The 17,255-nt window shown below is 37.2% G+C and carries 20 protein-coding genes; 14 read left to right on the top strand and 6 right to left on the bottom strand.

The window, feature by feature from the left end; translation table 11 throughout:
* Nucleotides 1-177 precede the first annotated feature (177 nt).
* From AC3FI7_RS21365 to AC3FI7_RS21340, 6 genes are all read left to right on the top strand, one after another.
* Complete coding sequence (locus tag AC3FI7_RS21365) at nucleotides 178-1,737, top strand: Rne/Rng family ribonuclease (protein ID WP_142726468.1); 1,560 nt, start codon at nucleotides 178-180, stop codon at nucleotides 1,735-1,737.
* 248 nt (nucleotides 1,738-1,985) lie between these two features.
* On the top strand, nucleotides 1,986-2,453 hold the full coding sequence (locus AC3FI7_RS21360) for an OsmC family protein (protein WP_491460858.1): 468 nt from the start codon (nucleotides 1,986-1,988) through the stop codon (nucleotides 2,451-2,453).
* A 91-nt stretch (nucleotides 2,454-2,544) separates the two neighbouring features.
* Nucleotides 2,545-3,174: an NUDIX hydrolase gene (locus AC3FI7_RS21355; protein WP_142726461.1), complete on the top strand. Its 630-nt coding sequence runs from the start codon at nucleotides 2,545-2,547 to the stop codon at nucleotides 3,172-3,174.
* 27 nt (nucleotides 3,175-3,201) lie between these two features.
* Nucleotides 3,202-4,008, top strand: coding sequence for a lysophospholipid acyltransferase family protein (locus AC3FI7_RS21350; protein WP_062675350.1), 807 nt, complete (start codon nucleotides 3,202-3,204; stop codon nucleotides 4,006-4,008).
* A 14-nt stretch (nucleotides 4,009-4,022) separates the two neighbouring features.
* The gene (locus AC3FI7_RS21345) at nucleotides 4,023-4,460 is read left to right on the top strand and encodes a hypothetical protein (protein WP_142726460.1); all 438 of its coding nucleotides are present in this window, start codon (nucleotides 4,023-4,025) and stop codon (nucleotides 4,458-4,460) included.
* A gap of 6 nt (nucleotides 4,461-4,466) precedes the next feature.
* Nucleotides 4,467-5,804, top strand: a complete 1,338-nt coding sequence (locus tag AC3FI7_RS21340; protein WP_491460857.1) for a UDP-N-acetylmuramate--L-alanine ligase — start codon at nucleotides 4,467-4,469, stop codon at nucleotides 5,802-5,804.
* Nucleotides 5,805-5,845: 41 nt separating this feature from the next.
* Here the strand turns inward: AC3FI7_RS21340 and AC3FI7_RS21335 are convergent, their stop codons facing one another.
* Both AC3FI7_RS21335 and AC3FI7_RS21330 read right to left on the bottom strand, forming a co-directional pair.
* Nucleotides 5,846-6,910, bottom strand: coding sequence for an NAD(P)H-dependent flavin oxidoreductase (locus AC3FI7_RS21335; RefSeq protein ID WP_491460856.1), 1,065 nt, complete (start codon nucleotides 6,908-6,910; stop codon nucleotides 5,846-5,848).
* 173 nt (nucleotides 6,911-7,083) lie between these two features.
* Nucleotides 7,084-7,959, bottom strand: coding sequence for an aldo/keto reductase (locus tag AC3FI7_RS21330; protein ID WP_142726457.1), 876 nt, complete (start codon nucleotides 7,957-7,959; stop codon nucleotides 7,084-7,086).
* 299 nt (nucleotides 7,960-8,258) lie between these two features.
* Between AC3FI7_RS21330 and AC3FI7_RS21325 the strand changes: the two genes are divergently transcribed.
* On the top strand, nucleotides 8,259-8,693 hold the full coding sequence (locus AC3FI7_RS21325; protein ID WP_491460855.1) for a GNAT family N-acetyltransferase: 435 nt from the start codon (nucleotides 8,259-8,261) through the stop codon (nucleotides 8,691-8,693).
* Nucleotides 8,694-9,161 carry a GNAT family N-acetyltransferase gene (locus AC3FI7_RS21320; RefSeq protein ID WP_491460854.1) on the top strand — a complete coding sequence of 156 codons (468 nt, stop codon included), beginning with the start codon at nucleotides 8,694-8,696 and terminating at the stop codon, nucleotides 9,159-9,161.
* Here the strand turns inward: AC3FI7_RS21320 and AC3FI7_RS21315 are convergent.
* On the bottom strand, nucleotides 9,135-10,034 hold the full coding sequence (locus tag AC3FI7_RS21315) for a LysR family transcriptional regulator (protein ID WP_343661456.1): 900 nt from the start codon (nucleotides 10,032-10,034) through the stop codon (nucleotides 9,135-9,137). The genes AC3FI7_RS21320 and AC3FI7_RS21315 overlap by 27 nt on opposite strands.
* Nucleotides 10,035-10,074: 40 nt before the next feature.
* Nucleotides 10,075-10,821 carry a metallophosphoesterase family protein gene (locus AC3FI7_RS21310; RefSeq protein ID WP_491460853.1) on the bottom strand — a complete coding sequence of 249 codons (747 nt, stop codon included), beginning with the start codon at nucleotides 10,819-10,821 and terminating at the stop codon, nucleotides 10,075-10,077.
* Between the two features lie 314 nt (nucleotides 10,822-11,135).
* Between AC3FI7_RS21310 and AC3FI7_RS21305 the strand changes: the two genes are divergently transcribed.
* From AC3FI7_RS21305 to AC3FI7_RS21280, 6 genes are all read left to right on the top strand, one after another.
* On the top strand, nucleotides 11,136-11,753 hold the full coding sequence (locus tag AC3FI7_RS21305; RefSeq protein WP_142726452.1) for an NAD(P)H-dependent oxidoreductase: 618 nt from the start codon (nucleotides 11,136-11,138) through the stop codon (nucleotides 11,751-11,753).
* Nucleotides 11,750-12,634 carry an NAD-dependent epimerase/dehydratase family protein gene (locus AC3FI7_RS21300; RefSeq protein WP_491460852.1) on the top strand — a complete coding sequence of 295 codons (885 nt, stop codon included), beginning with the start codon at nucleotides 11,750-11,752 and terminating at the stop codon, nucleotides 12,632-12,634. The genes AC3FI7_RS21305 and AC3FI7_RS21300 overlap by 4 nt, the downstream gene beginning before the upstream one ends.
* A gap of 2 nt (nucleotides 12,635-12,636) precedes the next feature.
* Nucleotides 12,637-12,924, top strand: coding sequence for a putative quinol monooxygenase (locus tag AC3FI7_RS21295; RefSeq protein WP_142726450.1), 288 nt, complete (start codon nucleotides 12,637-12,639; stop codon nucleotides 12,922-12,924).
* A 2-nt stretch (nucleotides 12,925-12,926) separates the two neighbouring features.
* Nucleotides 12,927-13,682: a type 1 glutamine amidotransferase domain-containing protein gene (locus AC3FI7_RS21290; protein ID WP_491460851.1), complete on the top strand. Its 756-nt coding sequence runs from the start codon at nucleotides 12,927-12,929 to the stop codon at nucleotides 13,680-13,682.
* A 212-nt stretch (nucleotides 13,683-13,894) separates the two neighbouring features.
* Entirely contained in the window at nucleotides 13,895-14,878 is a 984-nt protein-coding gene (locus AC3FI7_RS21285) for an aldo/keto reductase (protein WP_142726449.1), read from the top strand.
* A gap of 218 nt (nucleotides 14,879-15,096) precedes the next feature.
* Nucleotides 15,097-16,065: a cyclase family protein gene (locus tag AC3FI7_RS21280; RefSeq protein ID WP_491460850.1), complete on the top strand. Its 969-nt coding sequence runs from the start codon at nucleotides 15,097-15,099 to the stop codon at nucleotides 16,063-16,065.
* A 246-nt stretch (nucleotides 16,066-16,311) separates the two neighbouring features.
* On the opposite strand, the gene AC3FI7_RS21275 is transcribed toward AC3FI7_RS21280, so the two are convergent.
* Nucleotides 16,312-16,755: a carboxymuconolactone decarboxylase family protein gene (locus AC3FI7_RS21275; protein ID WP_142726447.1), complete on the bottom strand. Its 444-nt coding sequence runs from the start codon at nucleotides 16,753-16,755 to the stop codon at nucleotides 16,312-16,314.
* Nucleotides 16,756-16,763: 8 nt separating this feature from the next.
* Entirely contained in the window at nucleotides 16,764-17,195 is a 432-nt protein-coding gene (locus tag AC3FI7_RS21270) for a DoxX family membrane protein (RefSeq protein ID WP_491460849.1), read from the bottom strand.
* Nucleotides 17,196-17,255 lie beyond the last annotated feature (60 nt).

The following is a 17,255-nucleotide window of genomic DNA, read 5'->3' as shown; positions in this document are numbered from 1 at the left end:
AGTTCACTAACTATATTTTTGTTTGCAACTATAAGATTCCGCGGAACACGGAGGGTTTCAAATATTATTTTAATAAACATATAATGATTTTCGTTCAAAATCCTTATATTTAATAGATGAATTAATCGAGAAAAACATCCAATTCCTATAATCTTAACAATTTTATCTTATTAAAAAATGAAGAAAGAACTAATAGTTTCGCATGAAGATGATCTTACAAAGATTGCACTGCTGGAAGACGGAAGACTATGTGAACTTCATGAGCAAGAAGACAAAAGCGATTTTATAGTTGGAGATCTGTTTATAGGAAAAGTAAAAAAACTGGCACCCAATCTGAATGCGGCATTCGTCAATATCGGATATGATAAGGATGCATTCCTGCATTATCAGGATCTGGGGCCTCAGTATCTTACATACAGAAAGTTTTTAAAAGATACTATTTCTAAAAAACAAAGCACTTCGAGCTTAAAGAATTTCGAGATACAACCCGAAATAGACAAAAACGGAACGGTAGATAAAGTAATCGCCAAAGATGATCTGGTTCTGTTACAAATCACTAAAGAACCTATATCTACAAAAGGTCCAAGAATTTCTACCCAGATTTCATTAACAGGACGCTTCCTGGTTTTAATTCCATTTGACAATAAAGTTTCCATTTCCAAAAAAATCAGAAGCTCTGAGGAAAAAGAAAGACTGAGAACTCTTATTGACAGTATAAAACCTGAAGGATTCGGAGTTATTATCAGAACGGTAGCAGAAGGAAAAAAAGTAGCAGACCTTCATAATGATATGAACCAGCTGGTTCAGAAATGGGAAAGCACTTTTAAAAATATCCAGAAAAATAAAGTTCCGTCTAAAGTTTTAAGCGAAGAAGACAAAGCTTCAGCTATTTTAAGAGACAATTTTAACCAGGACTTCGTCAATATCATCTGTGATGATGAACAGATGGTGAACGAAATGAAAAATTACATTGAAGTCATTGCTCCTGAAAAGAAAAATATTGTCCAGTTTTATGATTCCCATATTCCTCTTCTGGAATATTACAATGTTGAAAAACAGCTTAAACAGAGCTTTGGAAAGCACGTAAACATTCCAAGTTCCAAAGGAGCCTATCTTGTTATTGAACACACAGAGGCACTTCACGTCGTTGACGTCAACTCCGGAAATAATATCACTACCGGAACTGCTGTCAATAAAGAGCACGCACTGAAAGTGAACAAAATGGCTGCTACTGAGATCGCAAGACAACTTCGCCTCCGCGATATGGGAGGAATCATCGTCATCGATTTCATAGACATGCCGAATTCTGATCACAGAAGAGATCTTTACGAGCATCTCAAAGAGGAAATGAAGCGCGACAAAGCCCGCCACAAAATACTTCCTCCAAGTAAATTTGGTCTGATCCAGATCACCAGACAAAGAAACCGTCCGGAAAAGCAGATCGATACCAAAGAAGAAAACCCGAACAAAGACGGAGAAATCGTAGCTCCTATTGTAATCGTGGAAAGAATGGGTGAAACTTTAAGAAACATCCTGCAGAAAGAGAAAGGAAAAATTTATCTGCATGTACACCCGTTTGTGGAAGCCTACCTTACAAAAGGCATCAAAAGTATCCAGATGAAATGGTTTATGAAATACAAAAAATGGGTAACCATTGTTCCAAGGGATTCTTTTAAATATTTAGAATATAAGATCTACAATTCCAAAAAAGAAGAATTGATAGAATTTTCTAATTAAGACAAAATTCAAACCTTCAGTTCTACTGGAGGTTTTTTATTTTGCATTGATAAGTATAGAATATGATGTATAATTTAGTTTGGGATAAAGCCAATGGATGTTTATATATACAGACAGGGATAAAGCCCACCCCTATTGAATTTTAACGACAAGATCTTTTATCTTTTATCTTTTATCTTTTATCTTTTATCTTTTATCTTTTATCTTTTATCTTTTATCTTTTATCTTTTATCTTTTATCTTTAAAATATGAAAAATCACCATTACAAAATCACCATCCAATGGACAGGAAATCTGGGAACAGGAACAAGTGGTTACAGAGCCTATGAAAGAAGCCACACCATTTCAGCGGAGAATAAAACAGTTATTGAAGGCTCATCTGATCCGGCATTCCGGGGCGACAGAACCCAATATAATCCTGAAGAACTGTTTTTATCCTCACTTTCCTCCTGTCATATGTTATGGTATCTTCACTTCTGCTCTGAGGCAGGCATTATTGTTACCGATTATACCGATGAGGCTACAGGTATTATGACTGAAACAGCCAGTGGGAGCGGCCATTTTACAGAAGTGACACTGTACCCAAGGGTAACCGTTGCAGAAGAATCAATGATAGAAAAAGCAGAACAGCTTCATCATAAAGCTAATCAATATTGTTTCATTGCCAACTCGGTTAATTTTCCGGTAAAGCATAAGCCTACAACATTAAATAATTAATCCATGAAAAACTTTTAAAAACCATTTTCTTTCTATGGTTAATTAATGTTAAGGCCCTTATTACTTCAAGATATATTGCTAAATTTGAGCTATGGAAAATTTTGGAAAAGATTTATTGAGAAAAATAAAAAGCGTGGAACTTCCCGGTGAACATGCACATGGAGTCTTCTCTCCTCCCTACCGTCCTGTTTTTACTTACGATGAGGTATTGGCAAAAAATCCCAAATTTGCAGCCGTCAACATCGTTTTATACCTTAAAGACAACGAATGGTATTTTCCATTGATTCAAAGAACCATTAACGAGCACGACAGACACAGCGGGCAGATATCATTACCTGGTGGAAAACGTGAGGAAATGGACAGGGATTTTGCCGAGACAGCAGTTCGGGAGACCTCTGAAGAGATCGGAATAGACAAACATTATGTAAGGATCATCAGAGAAATGTCTCCTATTTATATCCCGCCCAGCAATTTTTATGTATACCCTTATATTTCCTATACTAAAAAAAATCCTGCCTTCGTTCTTCAGCAGACGGAAGCCGTGGAAACTATAGAATTTCCCATCACCTCTTTTCTGAACCTTTCAGATACTCCCGAAATTATGGCTCTGCCAAGTGCAGGCGGACATGAAGTTCCTGTCATTAATTTCAACGGGTATATTATCTGGGGGGCTACAGCAATGATATTAAGCGAATTCAGCCAGTTGCTGAAAAAAATGTAACTTTGCACTACCGTGTTTAATTGAGAGATGGCGAAGAAAAATATTTTCACCGATGCATTCGGAACACCTTATTTTTTGAAAAGGTTTATTATTTTTATTTTAGGTATTGTATCCTACAGAAGGTTCAATGGCTTTAATAAACTGAAGATTACCGGCACAGAACATCTTGTGGATCTTCCGGATTCCAATGTATTGTTTGTGTCTAATCATCAGACTTATTTTGCAGATGTAGCAGCCATGTACCACGCTTTCTGCGCTGTTAATAACGGATATTTAAATACCATTAAAAACCCGATTTATCTGCTGAATCCAAAGATTGATTTTTATTATGTAGCAGCTGAAGAAACGATGAATAAAGGGATTCTCCCTAAAATCTTTAAAATAGCAGGAGCTGTTACCGTAAAAAGAACATGGAGATCAGAAGGTAAAAATGTTAACAGAATGGTTGATATGAGTGAGGTAGACAATATCATGAAGGCATTAGATAATGGATGGGTAGCCACATTCCCTCAGGGAACCACTTCAGCTTTTGCCCAGGGGCGAAGAGGAACTGCCAAACTGGTAAAAAATCAGCGCCCGATTGTCATTCCGATCAAAATAAACGGATTTAGAAGAGCTTTTGATAAAAAAGGACTCCGCGTAAAGGTAACCGGTGTAAAGCCTACGATGGAATTCAAAGCCCCTTTGGATATTGATTATGACAATGAAAAAGCACCGGAAATTCTATTGAAAATCATGACTGCTATTGAGCAGACAGAAGATTTCAATTTATTACACAGTTATGATGAAGAACTTAAAGCTAAAAAATTAGAACAAAAGGACTCAAATAATTAAAGTAAATTAAAATTATGAACAAAATACTTGGAATATTATTCGCAATCATAGTATTAGTTTCATGCAACAGCCAGAAAGTATATTCGGATTTTGACATCAGCTATTCGAAAAGCGGTGGCTTTGCTCCCATTTATGAAAATCTGCTTATAAAAGGTAATAATGTACATTATTCTTTTGAAGGACAGGGAAAGAAATATAAACAGGATTTTAAAATTTCTGATGAAGATTTAAAGAAACTGGACCAGGTTCTTTCTCAGAACAATTTCAGAAGAATACAGGAAGACCGTAAAAAATTGTACGACAATATTTCAACTTCCATCAATGTCAGAAAAGGCCCTAATGAAGGCAGTAAAACGGATGCAAGCATGATCATCCCGAATTACCAGACCAACTGGAATAACATTCTGGAGGCTTTCCAGCAGATCATTAATACTAATGTTAAAAAACAGTAAATACAATTGAAAACCCATTTCATTGCCATTGGCGGAAGTGCCATGCATAATCTTGCAATCGCATTAAAAGATAAAGGATATCAGGTGACAGGTTCTGATGATGCCATTTTTGAGCCTTCAAAATCCAGACTGGAAAAGAAAGGAATTCTGCCTCAGGAAATGGGCTGGTTCCCGGAAAAGATTACCCCGGATATCGATGCTGTTATTCTTGGGATGCATGCCCACCAGGATAATCCTGAGCTGGCAAGAGCAAAGGAACTGGGTCTGAAAATATATTCTTATCCGGAATTTCTTTACGAACAGTCTAAAAATAAAACCAGGGTTGTCATTGCAGGATCACATGGTAAAACAACGATTACCTCAATAATCCTTCATGTATTGAATTTTCACCAGAAAGAAGTGGATTTCATGGTAGGTGCCCAGCTTGAAGGTTTTGACTGTATGGTAAAGCTTACCCAGGATAATGATTTCATGGTGCTGGAGGGTGACGAATATCTTTCCTCTCCTATTGATCTTCGTTCAAAGTTTTTACTGTACCAGCCGAATATTGCTTTAATGAGTGGGATTGCATGGGACCATATCAATGTATTCAAAACATTTGACGATTATATTGAACAGTTCAGAAAATTTGTAGCAAGCATTACTGCAGGAGGTGTTCTTGTATACAATGAAGAAGATGCGGAAGTAGTAAAAGTGGTGGAAAATGCAGAAAATTATTTCAGAAAAATTCCTTATAAAACTCCTGAATACGAAATCAGTAATGGTAAGGTATATCTAAAAACGGAAATGGGAGATGTCCCGCTGTCTGTTTTTGGAGCGCATAACCTGTTAAACCTTGAAGGAGCAAGACATATCTGCCAGCAGCTTGGCATTATGGATGAAGATTTCTATGAGGCTATCATGAGCTTCAAAGGAGCCTCCAAACGTCTGGAAAAAGTGGAAAGAGAAGATAAAGGAATACTTTACAAAGACTTTGCCCATGCTCCAAGTAAGGTAAAGGCTGCAGTAAAAGCATTTACCGAACAGTTTAAGAAAGATAAGAAATATGGATTTCTTGAACTGCATACCTATTCAAGCTTAAATCCGGCTTTCCTTGAACAGTATGACCATGCTATGGATGGTCTGGATGAAACTGTTGTCTTCTACTCTGAAGAGGCTTTAAAGATCAAAAGAATGGAGCCTATTTCTCCTGAATTTATCAAAGAAAAATTTAGGAATGAGAATTTAAAGGTTTTTACCAATGCTGAAGATCTTCATGCCTACTGGAATACGCTGGATAAAACAGATGGTGTTTACCTGATGATGAGTTCCGGAAATTTCGGTGGTCTTGATTTAACAAAATAAACAAAAAGCTTCAGAAGTATGATCTGAAGCTTTTTTATTTATTACCTGTATTTTTCACACTGCCTGATTAAACCTTTCAGAATTTCTTCTGTGGAAAGTTCACTATACCGGTGAATAGACTGTCCAACCCAGATTCCTACAAACTCTGGATTTTGCAAGGATTTTGCTGCTTTGCGTAAGGCATTGGTCAGCTTGTTCTGATAAGGATAGGGTAAAATATATTCTGAGTTTTCAACCGTTTCTATAAATTGATTTTTTATTCCTCTGGCATATCGTCCGGAAAAGCTCTTCGTTAAAACAATTTCTTCTTCTATTACTTTTTTCAGTCTTTCCTTTTCAAAAGGCTGCAAAGCACTCTCCTGCGATGCCAATAAAAGATTACCCACCTGGAATCCCTTTGCGCCCAAATCTTTAACAGCCTTTAAAGTCTTTGCATGATAGATTCCTCCTGCATAGACCAAAGGGACATTGACATGGTCATATACCTGAGACAGCAGAGACAACCCTCCTATCTGCGGAATGTGCTCCGCGTCAAAACTTCCTCTGTGGCCTCCTGCTTCTATTCCCTGAACACAAATGATATCAATACCTGATTTTTCAAGCTGCAAAGCTTCATTCACAGACGTACAGGTTCCGATAAGGGTAACTCCGTTTTCTTTTAATTTCTGAATACTCTGAACATCCAGATTTCCGAATGTAAAGCTTAAAATTTTACAGTTTTCTTCAATGATGGCATCCACCTGCTCATGATAAGTTTTTAAACTGATTGTTTCAAGTTCCGGAAGATCTACTTCAATATCATTTTTTCTGGCCAGCTGCTGGATAAACTGTTTGGTTTTAATATACTTTTCTTTTAAACCATCCGTCACTTCAGGAATGTGATGGGTAAATATATTAGCTGAAAAAGGTCTGTCTGTCAGTTCCTTCATTTTCCTGACCAGTTCAGCACACTGATCTGCGGAAAGATCTGCCAGTGCCAGTGATCCCAGACAGCCTGCTTTAGCCGCTGCTGCAGCCATCTGTACTGTGCTTACTCCAAACATCGGAGCCTGAATAACAGGGTATTGTATCCCTAGTTTTTTACGGATTGTATCTGGCCAAAACATAAGAATTATTTTAATTAAAAAGGTACAAAAAATAGGAATACCTCATTTTCAACAGTAAATAATATTCTTCACATTTAATGAAAAATACAATTCCCAAAGCTTTCACGGAAAATACAGATTGTAATCTGTGAATTTGTGAGAGCTGTGGGAATATGATTAATTTATATTCTTTATTAAATATCCGCTACGGAATTTAACATTTTTTGTTCCCATTCAGGATCTTTAGGATCAAAGAATAATCTTTTCCCAGTATCCAATGAACGGACTACATTCATTTCTTCTTCTGTCAGTTCAAAATCAAATACATTAAAGTTTTCTTCAATTCTTGACGGGGTCACAGATTTTGGAATCACCACAAATCCTTCCTGTAAATGCCATCTGAGAATAACCTGTGCAACCGTTTTACCATATTTTTCAGCAATTGCTTTAAGGTCAGGATTGCTTAAAAGATTGGCATTACCGTTCCCAAGCGGGCTCCAAGGCTGTGTTATGATATTATTTTCTCTGTCATACACCTGTAATTCTTTTTGCTGAAATACAGGATGCAGTTCAATTTGATTAATTACCGGTAAAACAGTTGAATTCGCTTTCAGTTCTTCCAGTTTCTCCACAGTAAAATTACATACCCCAATGGCTTTGATTTTTCCCTCCTGATATAATTCCTCCAAAGCTTTCCATGTTCCCAGAAAATCCCCATATGGCCAGTGGATAAGATACATATCAAGATAATCCATCTGCAGTCTGTTTAATGTTCTCTGGAAAGCACTTTTAGCCTTTTCATATCCATGATCCTGAACCCATACTTTTGATGTGATAAACAGTTCATCTCTGTCTATACCACTGTTTTTTACGGCAGCCCCTACTGCAGTCTCATTCTGATAGATAGCAGCAGTATCTATCATTCTGTATCCTGTCTGAATAGCTTTTATGACTGCATTTTCACATTCTTTCAGATCGTCCATCTGCCAAACTCCAAAGCCTAAAGCCGGAATATCCACTCCGTTATTTAATGTTACCACAGGTTGTCCTGCATAGGTTTTCTTTTGCATAAGTCTTTATTTTAATGATTAATATAAAGGAATAAACAAATTTGCAACAAAAAATCGGGAATTCTGTCTACCAATTTTACTGTTTTAAGGTAATAGACTGCTCTTGTATTACTTTTTTAAACTACCCCGTCTTTTTGCTTTTCAAAAATCCACCCCTTTAAGTAAGAGGAATGATAACAGACTATAAAACTTATCATGCTACTTTTTCTAACTTCTAGCCCCATCTTCCATCCTTAAATCTTCACTCCTGCTAGCATTCCTCCTCAATTTTCTCTATTTTTGTTCAAATTCAAAAAATTATGTCACAACATATCAGGCTGGCTCATGCAGAAGATTATCCAAGAATTATGGAAATATGGGAATCAGCAGTAAAAGCCACTCACGATTTTCTTTCTGAAGAAGATTTCAATTATTTTAAAGAAGCCATTCCAAGAGATTATCTTCCTAATCTGGAAGTTTATTTAATTACTGAAGATAATGAGGCTAAAGGATTTGCTTCAGTGGCAGAAGGCAACCTGGAAATGCTTTTCATTCATAATAATACCCGTGGAAAAGGTTATGGCAAAGCACTTTATCAGTTTATGAAAGAGAAGACCGGCCTCACCAAAGTGGATGTTAATGAACAGAATCCTCAGGCCATTGGTTTTTACGAAAAAATGGGTTTCAAAAAGATTGGAAGGTCAGAAAAAGATGGTTCCGGAAAAGATTATCCACTTATTCATATGAGCCTGTAAATGGAAAACTTATCATTCAATCCATTATATTCTGATTCGGAAATCCCCTATCACTTGCTCCTTCTTGCTGATGAAACCAAAGAAGCCATTGATCAGTATATTTTCAAATCTGACATCTATCTTTTACATGACGACACAGAAGATATTGCTGTGATGGCATTATTCAAAACCAGTGATACAGAAATAGAAATTAAAAATATTGCTGTGATTGAAAGCTACAGAAGCAAAGGAATCGGAAGCATTCTGATGAAGAAGGCCAAGGAAATTGCCAGAGAAAATCATTATAAAACACTGACTGTTGGAACATCGGACACCGGCTTCCAACAGATCAGATTTTATGAGAAAAACGGTTTCATAAAAACCGGAATCCGGAAAGATTTCTTTATTGAAAATTATCCATTTCCCATTTATGAAAACGGTTTACAGATGCGGGATATGATTTTACTTACCCATCACCTGCCGGAATAACCCTTTAATATGTTCTATTTCGGATTGATAATTCGTTTTTTTACGGCATCCGAAATACAAGGTATTTTCCAGCTTTTTCTTTCCTTCCCAGATCAGTTTCACATCACCGCTTTCGATGTCGTTTTTGCATAGAAAATCAGGAACTACGGCTAATCCTGTTCCTCCTTTCAGGCAACGGATGATTGAATTCAGATTAGGAACGATATAATTGGGCCGGAAATTCGGTTTATGGCCAAAATTCAAGGTCCAGAACTGGAAAAGATGTTCCATATCTCCTGTAGTTCCATACCATTTTTCGTTCTTCAGCCATTCCTCTATCTGCTCGGCATCTTTTGTTTTTAAAACTTTATTGAAAGCCACAGTATCTACATCTTTCCCTCCTACCAGAATGATCTGCTCGGAAGAGAATGCTTCATGTTCTATATTGGGTGAAGATCCTTTTTTCGGGGTGATGATAAGATCCAGAATTCCTTTATCCAGCTGATCCAGCATTTCGGGATATTCTCCAAAATTGATGATCAGGTTAAAAGGCAGTGAAGAAACATACTGTTCCAGGGTAGTCTGGAAGGTCTCAAAACACATTCCCACGCTAATGGTGGGCGTAAGTTTTTCTGTGGATTTCTGAAAATTTTTCTCCACTTCCTCCAGTTTGGCAAGTGGTTCGGTAACTGCATTAAATAATACTTTTCCGCGTTCCGTAGGAATCATTTTTCTACCGGTTCTGTCGAACAGTTTATACCCTACATAAGCTTCCAAAGAGCTTAAATGAAGACTAACTCCCGGCTGCGAAATGAATAAAGCATCTGCTGCGCCTGTCAGTGTCCCGGTTTTATAGATCGCTTTAAAAGTGCGATACCATTCTAAATTAACCATGACTTAATTATTAATATTCTGAAGTAAATTTACAAAATAATTATAATATTGATACTTTTTCATTCTTCAGAAATGATGCATAATAATCGGGAATGCCGCTTTCCCTTATCTGACGGACGGTTTCATCAATCGGATAAGATAATTGTACAATTTCAGGCGTGATTTTTTCTTCGTCCAAAGTCAATACCAAATAAGAAGCCAGTCTATTCTCCTCTTTGGAACGGCCTACAGAACCACAATTGACAGCCCATGTATTATTTTCAAACTGTTTTTTAAATGACAGATGGGTATGCCCCATCACGATCAGATCAGCATCTGCACTTCCCAGCATCAACCTAAAAACCTTATCATTTTCTGATTCATACAGATAGGTATCATTGCTTTCCAGACTGGAATGAGCCAACTGAATGTTCCAGTGTTTTTTACCTGTTTTATAATTTAATTTTAAATGAAAAGGAAGTTCAGCAAGAAATTTTTTATTCTGTTCTGTAATATGTTTTTTAGAATGGTCTATGGCAATGAACCGGGCCTCAGTCTCTTCTTCTGAATGTTTAGACAAAGGAATTACAGGAATATCAAAGGCTATTCTTTCATCATGATTTCCCATAAGACAGGGAATGTTCAGGCTTCTTATTTTTTCGATCACTTCATTTCCCCAGGGTGCAAAATCTACAAGGTCTCCAAGACAGAACTTCTGCCCAATTCCTCTTTGCTCTATATCTTTCAACACTGCTTCTAATGCAGGCAGATTTCCATGCACATCACTAAAAATCGCTATCTGTATCATTGTCCTTCAATTTGTTAGACAAATTTACACGACAGAAAAGAATTCCAGTTCAGATATAATATGACATTTTACCATGAAATGAGAAAAAGTAAATTGTCAATTTTTGCTTCGAAAAGTCAATAGTGAACTGGTATATACACAAAAATTCACAAGCAAAGCGAATTGACTATTCGCTATTGACCATTCACCATCCACTCTCAATCTTAAATTCAACAAACTATAATTTTAATAATAATTTCATATAATTTATATTATTTTTATTATACAAACATCTGATCTAACTTTGCAGAGTAAAATTTAAACAATCATAAAAAATGAAAAAAGTACTAATTATCAACGGAGGACAGAATTTCGGACATTCCGGAGGAAAATATAATCAGACCATCGCAGAAAATACAATAGCAGCTCTTAAAGAATTTGATAATGTGGAAATAAAGATCACTAATGTAAGTGAAAATTATGATAAAGACGAAGAAGTGAAGAAGTTTGTATGGGCAGATTATATTATTTACCACACTCCGATCTGGTGGTTCCAGCTTCCGAACGGATTGAAAAAATATATTGACGAAGTATTCACTGCAGGTCATGCCAAAGGAATTTATATGAGTGACGGAAGAAAAGCTGAAAATCCAGAAATCAACTATGGAACAGGAGGAATGCTTGGTGGCAGAAAATATATGCTGACTACAAGCTGGAACGCTCCAGCAACTGCTTTCACGCTTCCAGGAGAGTTCTTTAATGAAAAAAGCGTGGATGAAGGTCCGTTATTTGGTTTCCACAGAATGAATGCTTTTGTTTCTATGGAAAAAATGGAAAGCTTCCACTTCCACGATGTAGAGAAAAATGCTAATATAGAACGCGATATGAAGCTTTACAGAGAGCATGTGAGAAATGTTTTTGAAAAAGAATTAAAACCAGAATTGGTATCATGAAAAAAGTACTGATCACAGGTATTACCGGCTATATTGGCGGAACTATCGCAAAAAAAATGCTTGACAGAAATTATGAAGTGACAGGACTCGTTCGTAACAAAGCTCATGTACAGGAGCTTGAATCATTGGGAATCAAGACAATTGTCGGGAATATCCACAATGAAAATCTTATAAAAGCAGCCGTTGCCGATGTTGAAGCAGTCATTCACAATGCAGACTCTGCAGACGATGCCTATGCTGTAGATAACCTGATCAAAGCTCTGGAGGGAAGTCATAAAACATTTATCTTTACTTCAGGATCTGCGATTTTTGGAGGTAAAGAAAATGGAAAAAAAAGTGATTTTGTTTATACAGAAGATTTCCCTTTGACTCCAAGACTGGAAATGGCATCAAGAGTACTTATCAATAATCATGTACTTCAATCGGTTCAAAAGAAGATAAGAAGTATCGTTATTGTTCCTACCATGGTGTATGGAGAAGGCCTGGGAATAAAAAAAGACAGCATCCAGATCCCTGCTCTGATTGATTTCTCACAGAAAAAAGGACATGGTGTATATTTTGGCGAAGGTGAAAATATCTGGTCCAATTTACATATTGAAGATTTGGCAGATCTTTATGTGCTGGCCTTGGAAAAAGCAAAAGAAGGTTCCATTTATTATGCAGAAAACGGAGCCTCATCTTTAAGAAACATTGCGGAAATTATCAGCAAAAAATATCATCTGGAACCTGCCAGATCTTTAAGCGTACAGGATGCTGTTGACAATTTTGGTCCTGCGGGCGGCTATTTCGGATTTGCATCCAACAGTATATGCAGTGCAGGTAAAGCCAAAACAGAACTGGGATGGAACCCGGTCTATAATTCAATTGAAAATTTTATTTAAATATGAAAATTCATCTCACAGCGATTATAAAATCAAAAGAAGAACATCAGGCCGAAGTACTGGAAGTTCTTCAAAATATGGTAAAAGAAACGAGAAAAGAAGAAGCTTGTGAACTTTACAGCTTACACCAGGGAATTGAAAACAAAAATGAATTTGTTTTCTACGAAATCTGGAAAAGCGAGGAAGGACTGGCTCAGCATAATCAGCAGCCTTACATCCAGGCTTTCGGAGCTTTGGTTGAAGAAAAGCTTCAGGAGAAACCACAGATTTATACTACCCATATTATTTAATCATGAAAAAATTAGCGTTCTTAATGCTGGCAGTCTTTACAATAGGATTCGTTCAGGCACAAACCAAAAAATCAAAAAATATGAAAAAGAAAATTTTATTTGTCGTAACCAGTCATGATAAAAAAGGCAGCACTGGCGAAGATACAGGATATTATCTGGGTGAAGTCTCCCACCCATGGGAAGTCCTTCACAAGGCAGGATATGAAATAGACTTTGTAAGTCCACAAGGCGGAACTCCTCCGGTAGACGGTTTCGATTTGAAAGATCCTGTCAACAAAGAATTCTGGGAGAACAAGGAATATAAAAACAAAATTGACCATTCTATGACGCCGTCACAGGTCGATCCTAAGGAATATTCAACCATTTTTTATGCCGGAGGGCATGGTGCGATGTGGGATTTTGCAGATAATATAGAACTGGCAGACATTGCTTCCAAAATTTATGAAAACGGCGGTATTGTAGCCGGAGTATGTCATGGTCCCGCAGGTTTGGTGAATATCAAACTGAATAATGGAAAATATCTTGTAGACGGCAAGAAAATCAATGCTTTTACCAATGAAGAGGAGTCTGAAGTAAAATTAACGAATGTTGTTCCTTTCTTACTGGAAGATAAGCTGAAAGAAAGAGGAGCAAAATTTGAAAAATCAGGGCTTTGGCAGAATCATGTGGTAACGGATCAGAGAGTGATCACAGGACAGAATCCACAGTCTGCAAAGAGTGTTGGAGAAGCAATTTTAAAGGAATTAAATAACAAATAATTTTTAACCACAAAAGTCACAAAAGTTTCAGACACTTAAATAAAAAGAAGTTTCTAATCAGAATACAGAGAAGAATATTTAAAGTCTTTTTATATCGAAAAAGTTCTTAAAAGTGTCAACATTGAAACGGTGAGAATTCCCCTCCAGTGGAGGGGTGGCGAAAATTCAAAGAATTTTTGACGGGGTGGTTTACACATAACAATTAAAACAAAATGGAATACAGAAAATTAGGAAACACTGATTTAGAATTATCAACAATCACACACGGAGCATTTGCAATCGGCGGAAATATGTGGGGAGGTAATGAAAAACAGGATTCTATCAACTCCATTCACGCATCATTGGATCATGGTGTAACATCTATCGATACTGCACCATTCTACGGTTTCGGATTGAGCGAAGAAATGATAGGTGAGGCTATCAAAGGAAAAGATCGTTCAAAAATCCAGCTTTTAACAAAATTCGGATTGGTATGGGACGGAAGCAATAATGGTAAGGGAGAATTTTTCTTTGATGCAGAAGATGAAGGACAAGTTCTTCCGGTGTACAAATTAGCTTCTAAAGAAAACATCATCAAGGAAGTTGAAGAGAGTTTAAAAAGATTAGGGACAGATTATATCGATCTTTTACAGCTTCACTGGCCGGACAGTACTACACCTATCTGCGAAACAATGGAAGCTATGGAACTATTGATCCAGCAGGGAAAAATCCGTGCCGCAGGGGTAAGCAATTACAGCGTGGCTCAAATGGAAGAAGCTAACAGAACCTTAAAGCTTGCCAGCAACCAGGTTTCTTACAGTATGCTGAACCGTGCTATTGAAAATGATCTTGTTCCTTATTCTTTGGAAAACAATTCAGGAATTATCGTGTACAGTCCGATGGAAAGAGGTCTTTTAACCGGTAAATATTTCAAAGAAACCCAATTGAAAGATAATGACCACAGAAACGGATATTTCTCTCAGTTTGATTTGAATAAAGTAAAAACTTTCTTAGAAAAAATTGAACCTATTGCTCAGGAAAAAGGAGCCAGCCTTTCTCAGCTTGTTTTAAGATGGACAACTTTACAACCAGCCATTACCGTTGTATTGGCAGGAGCAAGAAATGCACAGCAGGCTATTGAAAATGCAAAGGCAATGTCTATTGACCTTTCACAGGAAGAACTGAAGTTTATCAATTCGGCTTTAAGCGAGATATAATATAAAGCTGGAAGAAAGAGGCTGGAAGAAGGAAGTTATTGATGTCGGATAACCAATAGATTGGTTTACGATTGAACTCCAACTGTCATTCCGACGAAGGAGGAATCTCTTTGTTACATGCAGAAAAGTGCATAGAAACCACCTAATTATCAATACACTAATAGAATTTCCCTCTCCCAGCTTCCAGCTTCCCTTCTTAAACCTCAATCCTTATAAAAATGAAAAATAATCTGATCAAAGTGTTCGGGTTAGCGACACTATTGACTATAAACAGCATTTCATTAAATGCTCAGACCCTCGTTAACCCCGAAGACCAATCATGGTATCCTTCTGCTTATGGCTCAAAAGATGAAATAGGAGCCGCCAATTTGTTGACTCCTGAAGTTGTAAAACAGGCTCTGGGACTTGTAAAACAAGGTAAAACATTAGCACTTGCAATTCCTATTGACAAAAATCTTCCTGCTTTCAGACACAGAAGTTTCAATTTATACAATATCCAGCCCGGAGAACAGGGAGGAAAAAGCATAGGACCGAATAAATTTACCTTCAATGATGAACTGGTGAACGGATGGACCGGAGTGGGAACCCAGCTTAACGGAATCGGGCACATCGGAATTGACAACACATACTATAACGGAAATAAAGCAACAGACTTTGTAACCGTAGAAGGAGTGAAAAAACTGGGTGTTGAAAAAGTTCCTCCTTTCGTTACCCGCGGTGTAATTCTTGATATGACTGCCCATTATGGAAAATCAATTGTACCGGGAGGAACAGAATTTACGGTGGAAGACATCCAATCTGTTTTAAAGAAGCAGGGGCTTACCCTGAGAAAAGGCGATATTATACTGTTTAATACCGGATGGCTTGAATTGATTGGTAAAAACAACCAGCAATTCCTGGAAACTGAACCGGGAATCGGAATGGACGCTGCAAAATGGCTAGCCGATCAGGGTATCGTAGCTTTTGGCGGTGACACCTGGGCTTCTGAAGTCTATCCTAACCCAAAAAGTAAAGAAGAATTCCCTATCAATCAGTTTATGCTGGCCAAAAAAGGAATCTATAACCTGGAACTGATAGACAGTCGTCCGTTGGTGAAACAAAAAATCTGGGAATTTTTATTCGTGCTGGGACAGCCTTTATATGTTGGCTCTACCCAGGTGAATGTAAATCCTGTGGCTATTTATTAATGTAAATATTAAAAATATAATCTGAGAAACGGAGAGACAATGTAATTCCGGTTTAAAAAATAAAATTAACCTTAGAATTTATTTTTAGAATTAATACCTGAACCCTGTTACACTGTCACTTTGCATCTTGCATCAAAACGGCCTTTCAAAAAATTTGAAAGGCCGTTTCTTAAAATAAAGTAAACATCCGTAGATGATGCAGTCTTCATCAACTTCCATCCTCCATCACCCATCTTCCCGACTTCACTATTTTGCAATCGGAAGATGGGTACTTACTGCAATTCTGTTCCAGGCATTGATGGTTATGATCGCCATAATGATCTGGGCAATCTGGTTATCATCAAAGAAAGATTTTGCTTTCTGATAGGTTTCTTCAGTTAATCCCTTGTCGCTGATCAGAGTAATTTCTTCTGTCATGGCCAGCAATGCCTGCTCTTCCTCGGTGAAAAACTCTTTGGCTTCTGTCCATCCGTTCAGAATAAAGATTCTTTGAGGATTTTCTCCGTATTTGATGGCATCTTTGGTGTGCATATCAAGACAGAAAGCACATTTATTGATCTGTGAAGCTCTAATCTTAATCAGCTCCTTCTGAATGGGTGTCAAAGAAATAGTTTGTAAATATCCTTCCAATCCCAGCATTGCTTTATATGCTGCTGAATCTACTGTTGCAATATTCAATCTTGCGCTCATAATATGTATTATTTTTTGGTTAATTGATCTATACTTAAAGAATAATGTTGTTGTACTGCCAGTAAAAGCGCAGCAGCACTTCCCACCCAAACAGAATAGTTCAGCGGGGCTTTGGGTCCTGATGCAATGGTCATGGATATGGCAAAAACCAACAATAAGCTACAGCTTCCGTAGGCCGCAATTTTTGTTTTAAATCCAAAAATCAGCATCAAAGGAAAAAGAATTTCTAAAAAAGTAGCGGCATACGCTGAAACCGTACTTAAAGCTTCCGGAAGGAAAAATGTCAACGTTCTTGTATATTCTTTAAAACGCTCCATGTTTCCCCATGACGAATTTTCTTTGCTCCACCATCCGAACCGGTCTGCCACCGCAGAAAGCATCGTTACGGCAAGAGCCAGTCTTAAAAAAAGTTGCGGAAATTGATTTTTTTGATCTGTCATTGCATTAGCTTTTAATCACATGACAAATTTCCGGTTTCTGATCCGTAAAAATCTTAAACT

Source organism: Chryseobacterium sp. TQ-BC-N36 (genome assembly GCF_058382295.1).
This window is presented reverse-complemented; position numbering and strand designations above follow the sequence as displayed.

What these genes read in the sequence shown, in the direction of transcription:
- AC3FI7_RS21325 (WP_491460855.1), top strand. Translation starts at nt 8,259, where the DNA reads ATGTCACAACATATCAGGCTGGCTCATGCAGAAGATTATCCAAGAATT.
- AC3FI7_RS21360 (WP_491460858.1), top strand. Translation starts at nt 1,986, where the DNA reads ATGAAAAATCACCATTACAAAATCACCATCCAATGGACAGGAAATCTG.
- AC3FI7_RS21355 (WP_142726461.1), top strand. Translation starts at nt 2,545, where the DNA reads ATGGAAAATTTTGGAAAAGATTTATTGAGAAAAATAAAAAGCGTGGAA.
- AC3FI7_RS21275 (WP_142726447.1), bottom strand. Translation starts at nt 16,755, where the DNA reads ATGAGCGCAAGATTGAATATTGCAACAGTAGATTCAGCAGCATATAAA.
- AC3FI7_RS21280 (WP_491460850.1), top strand. Translation starts at nt 15,097, where the DNA reads ATGAAAAATAATCTGATCAAAGTGTTCGGGTTAGCGACACTATTGACT.
- AC3FI7_RS21295 (WP_142726450.1), top strand. Translation starts at nt 12,637, where the DNA reads ATGAAAATTCATCTCACAGCGATTATAAAATCAAAAGAAGAACATCAG.
- AC3FI7_RS21350 (WP_062675350.1), top strand. Translation starts at nt 3,202, where the DNA reads ATGGCGAAGAAAAATATTTTCACCGATGCATTCGGAACACCTTATTTT.
- AC3FI7_RS21315 (WP_343661456.1), bottom strand. Translation starts at nt 10,034, where the DNA reads ATGGTTAATTTAGAATGGTATCGCACTTTTAAAGCGATCTATAAAACC.
- AC3FI7_RS21300 (WP_491460852.1), top strand. Translation starts at nt 11,750, where the DNA reads ATGAAAAAAGTACTGATCACAGGTATTACCGGCTATATTGGCGGAACT.
- AC3FI7_RS21290 (WP_491460851.1), top strand. Translation starts at nt 12,927, where the DNA reads ATGAAAAAATTAGCGTTCTTAATGCTGGCAGTCTTTACAATAGGATTC.
- AC3FI7_RS21270 (WP_491460849.1), bottom strand. Translation starts at nt 17,195, where the DNA reads ATGACAGATCAAAAAAATCAATTTCCGCAACTTTTTTTAAGACTGGCT.
- AC3FI7_RS21345 (WP_142726460.1), top strand. Translation starts at nt 4,023, where the DNA reads ATGAACAAAATACTTGGAATATTATTCGCAATCATAGTATTAGTTTCA.
- AC3FI7_RS21335 (WP_491460856.1), bottom strand. Translation starts at nt 6,910, where the DNA reads ATGTTTTGGCCAGATACAATCCGTAAAAAACTAGGGATACAATACCCT.
- AC3FI7_RS21310 (WP_491460853.1), bottom strand. Translation starts at nt 10,821, where the DNA reads ATGATACAGATAGCGATTTTTAGTGATGTGCATGGAAATCTGCCTGCA.
- AC3FI7_RS21365 (WP_142726468.1), top strand. Translation starts at nt 178, where the DNA reads ATGAAGAAAGAACTAATAGTTTCGCATGAAGATGATCTTACAAAGATT.
- AC3FI7_RS21285 (WP_142726449.1), top strand. Translation starts at nt 13,895, where the DNA reads ATGGAATACAGAAAATTAGGAAACACTGATTTAGAATTATCAACAATC.
- AC3FI7_RS21330 (WP_142726457.1), bottom strand. Translation starts at nt 7,959, where the DNA reads ATGCAAAAGAAAACCTATGCAGGACAACCTGTGGTAACATTAAATAAC.
- AC3FI7_RS21305 (WP_142726452.1), top strand. Translation starts at nt 11,136, where the DNA reads ATGAAAAAAGTACTAATTATCAACGGAGGACAGAATTTCGGACATTCC.
- AC3FI7_RS21320 (WP_491460854.1), top strand. Translation starts at nt 8,694, where the DNA reads ATGGAAAACTTATCATTCAATCCATTATATTCTGATTCGGAAATCCCC.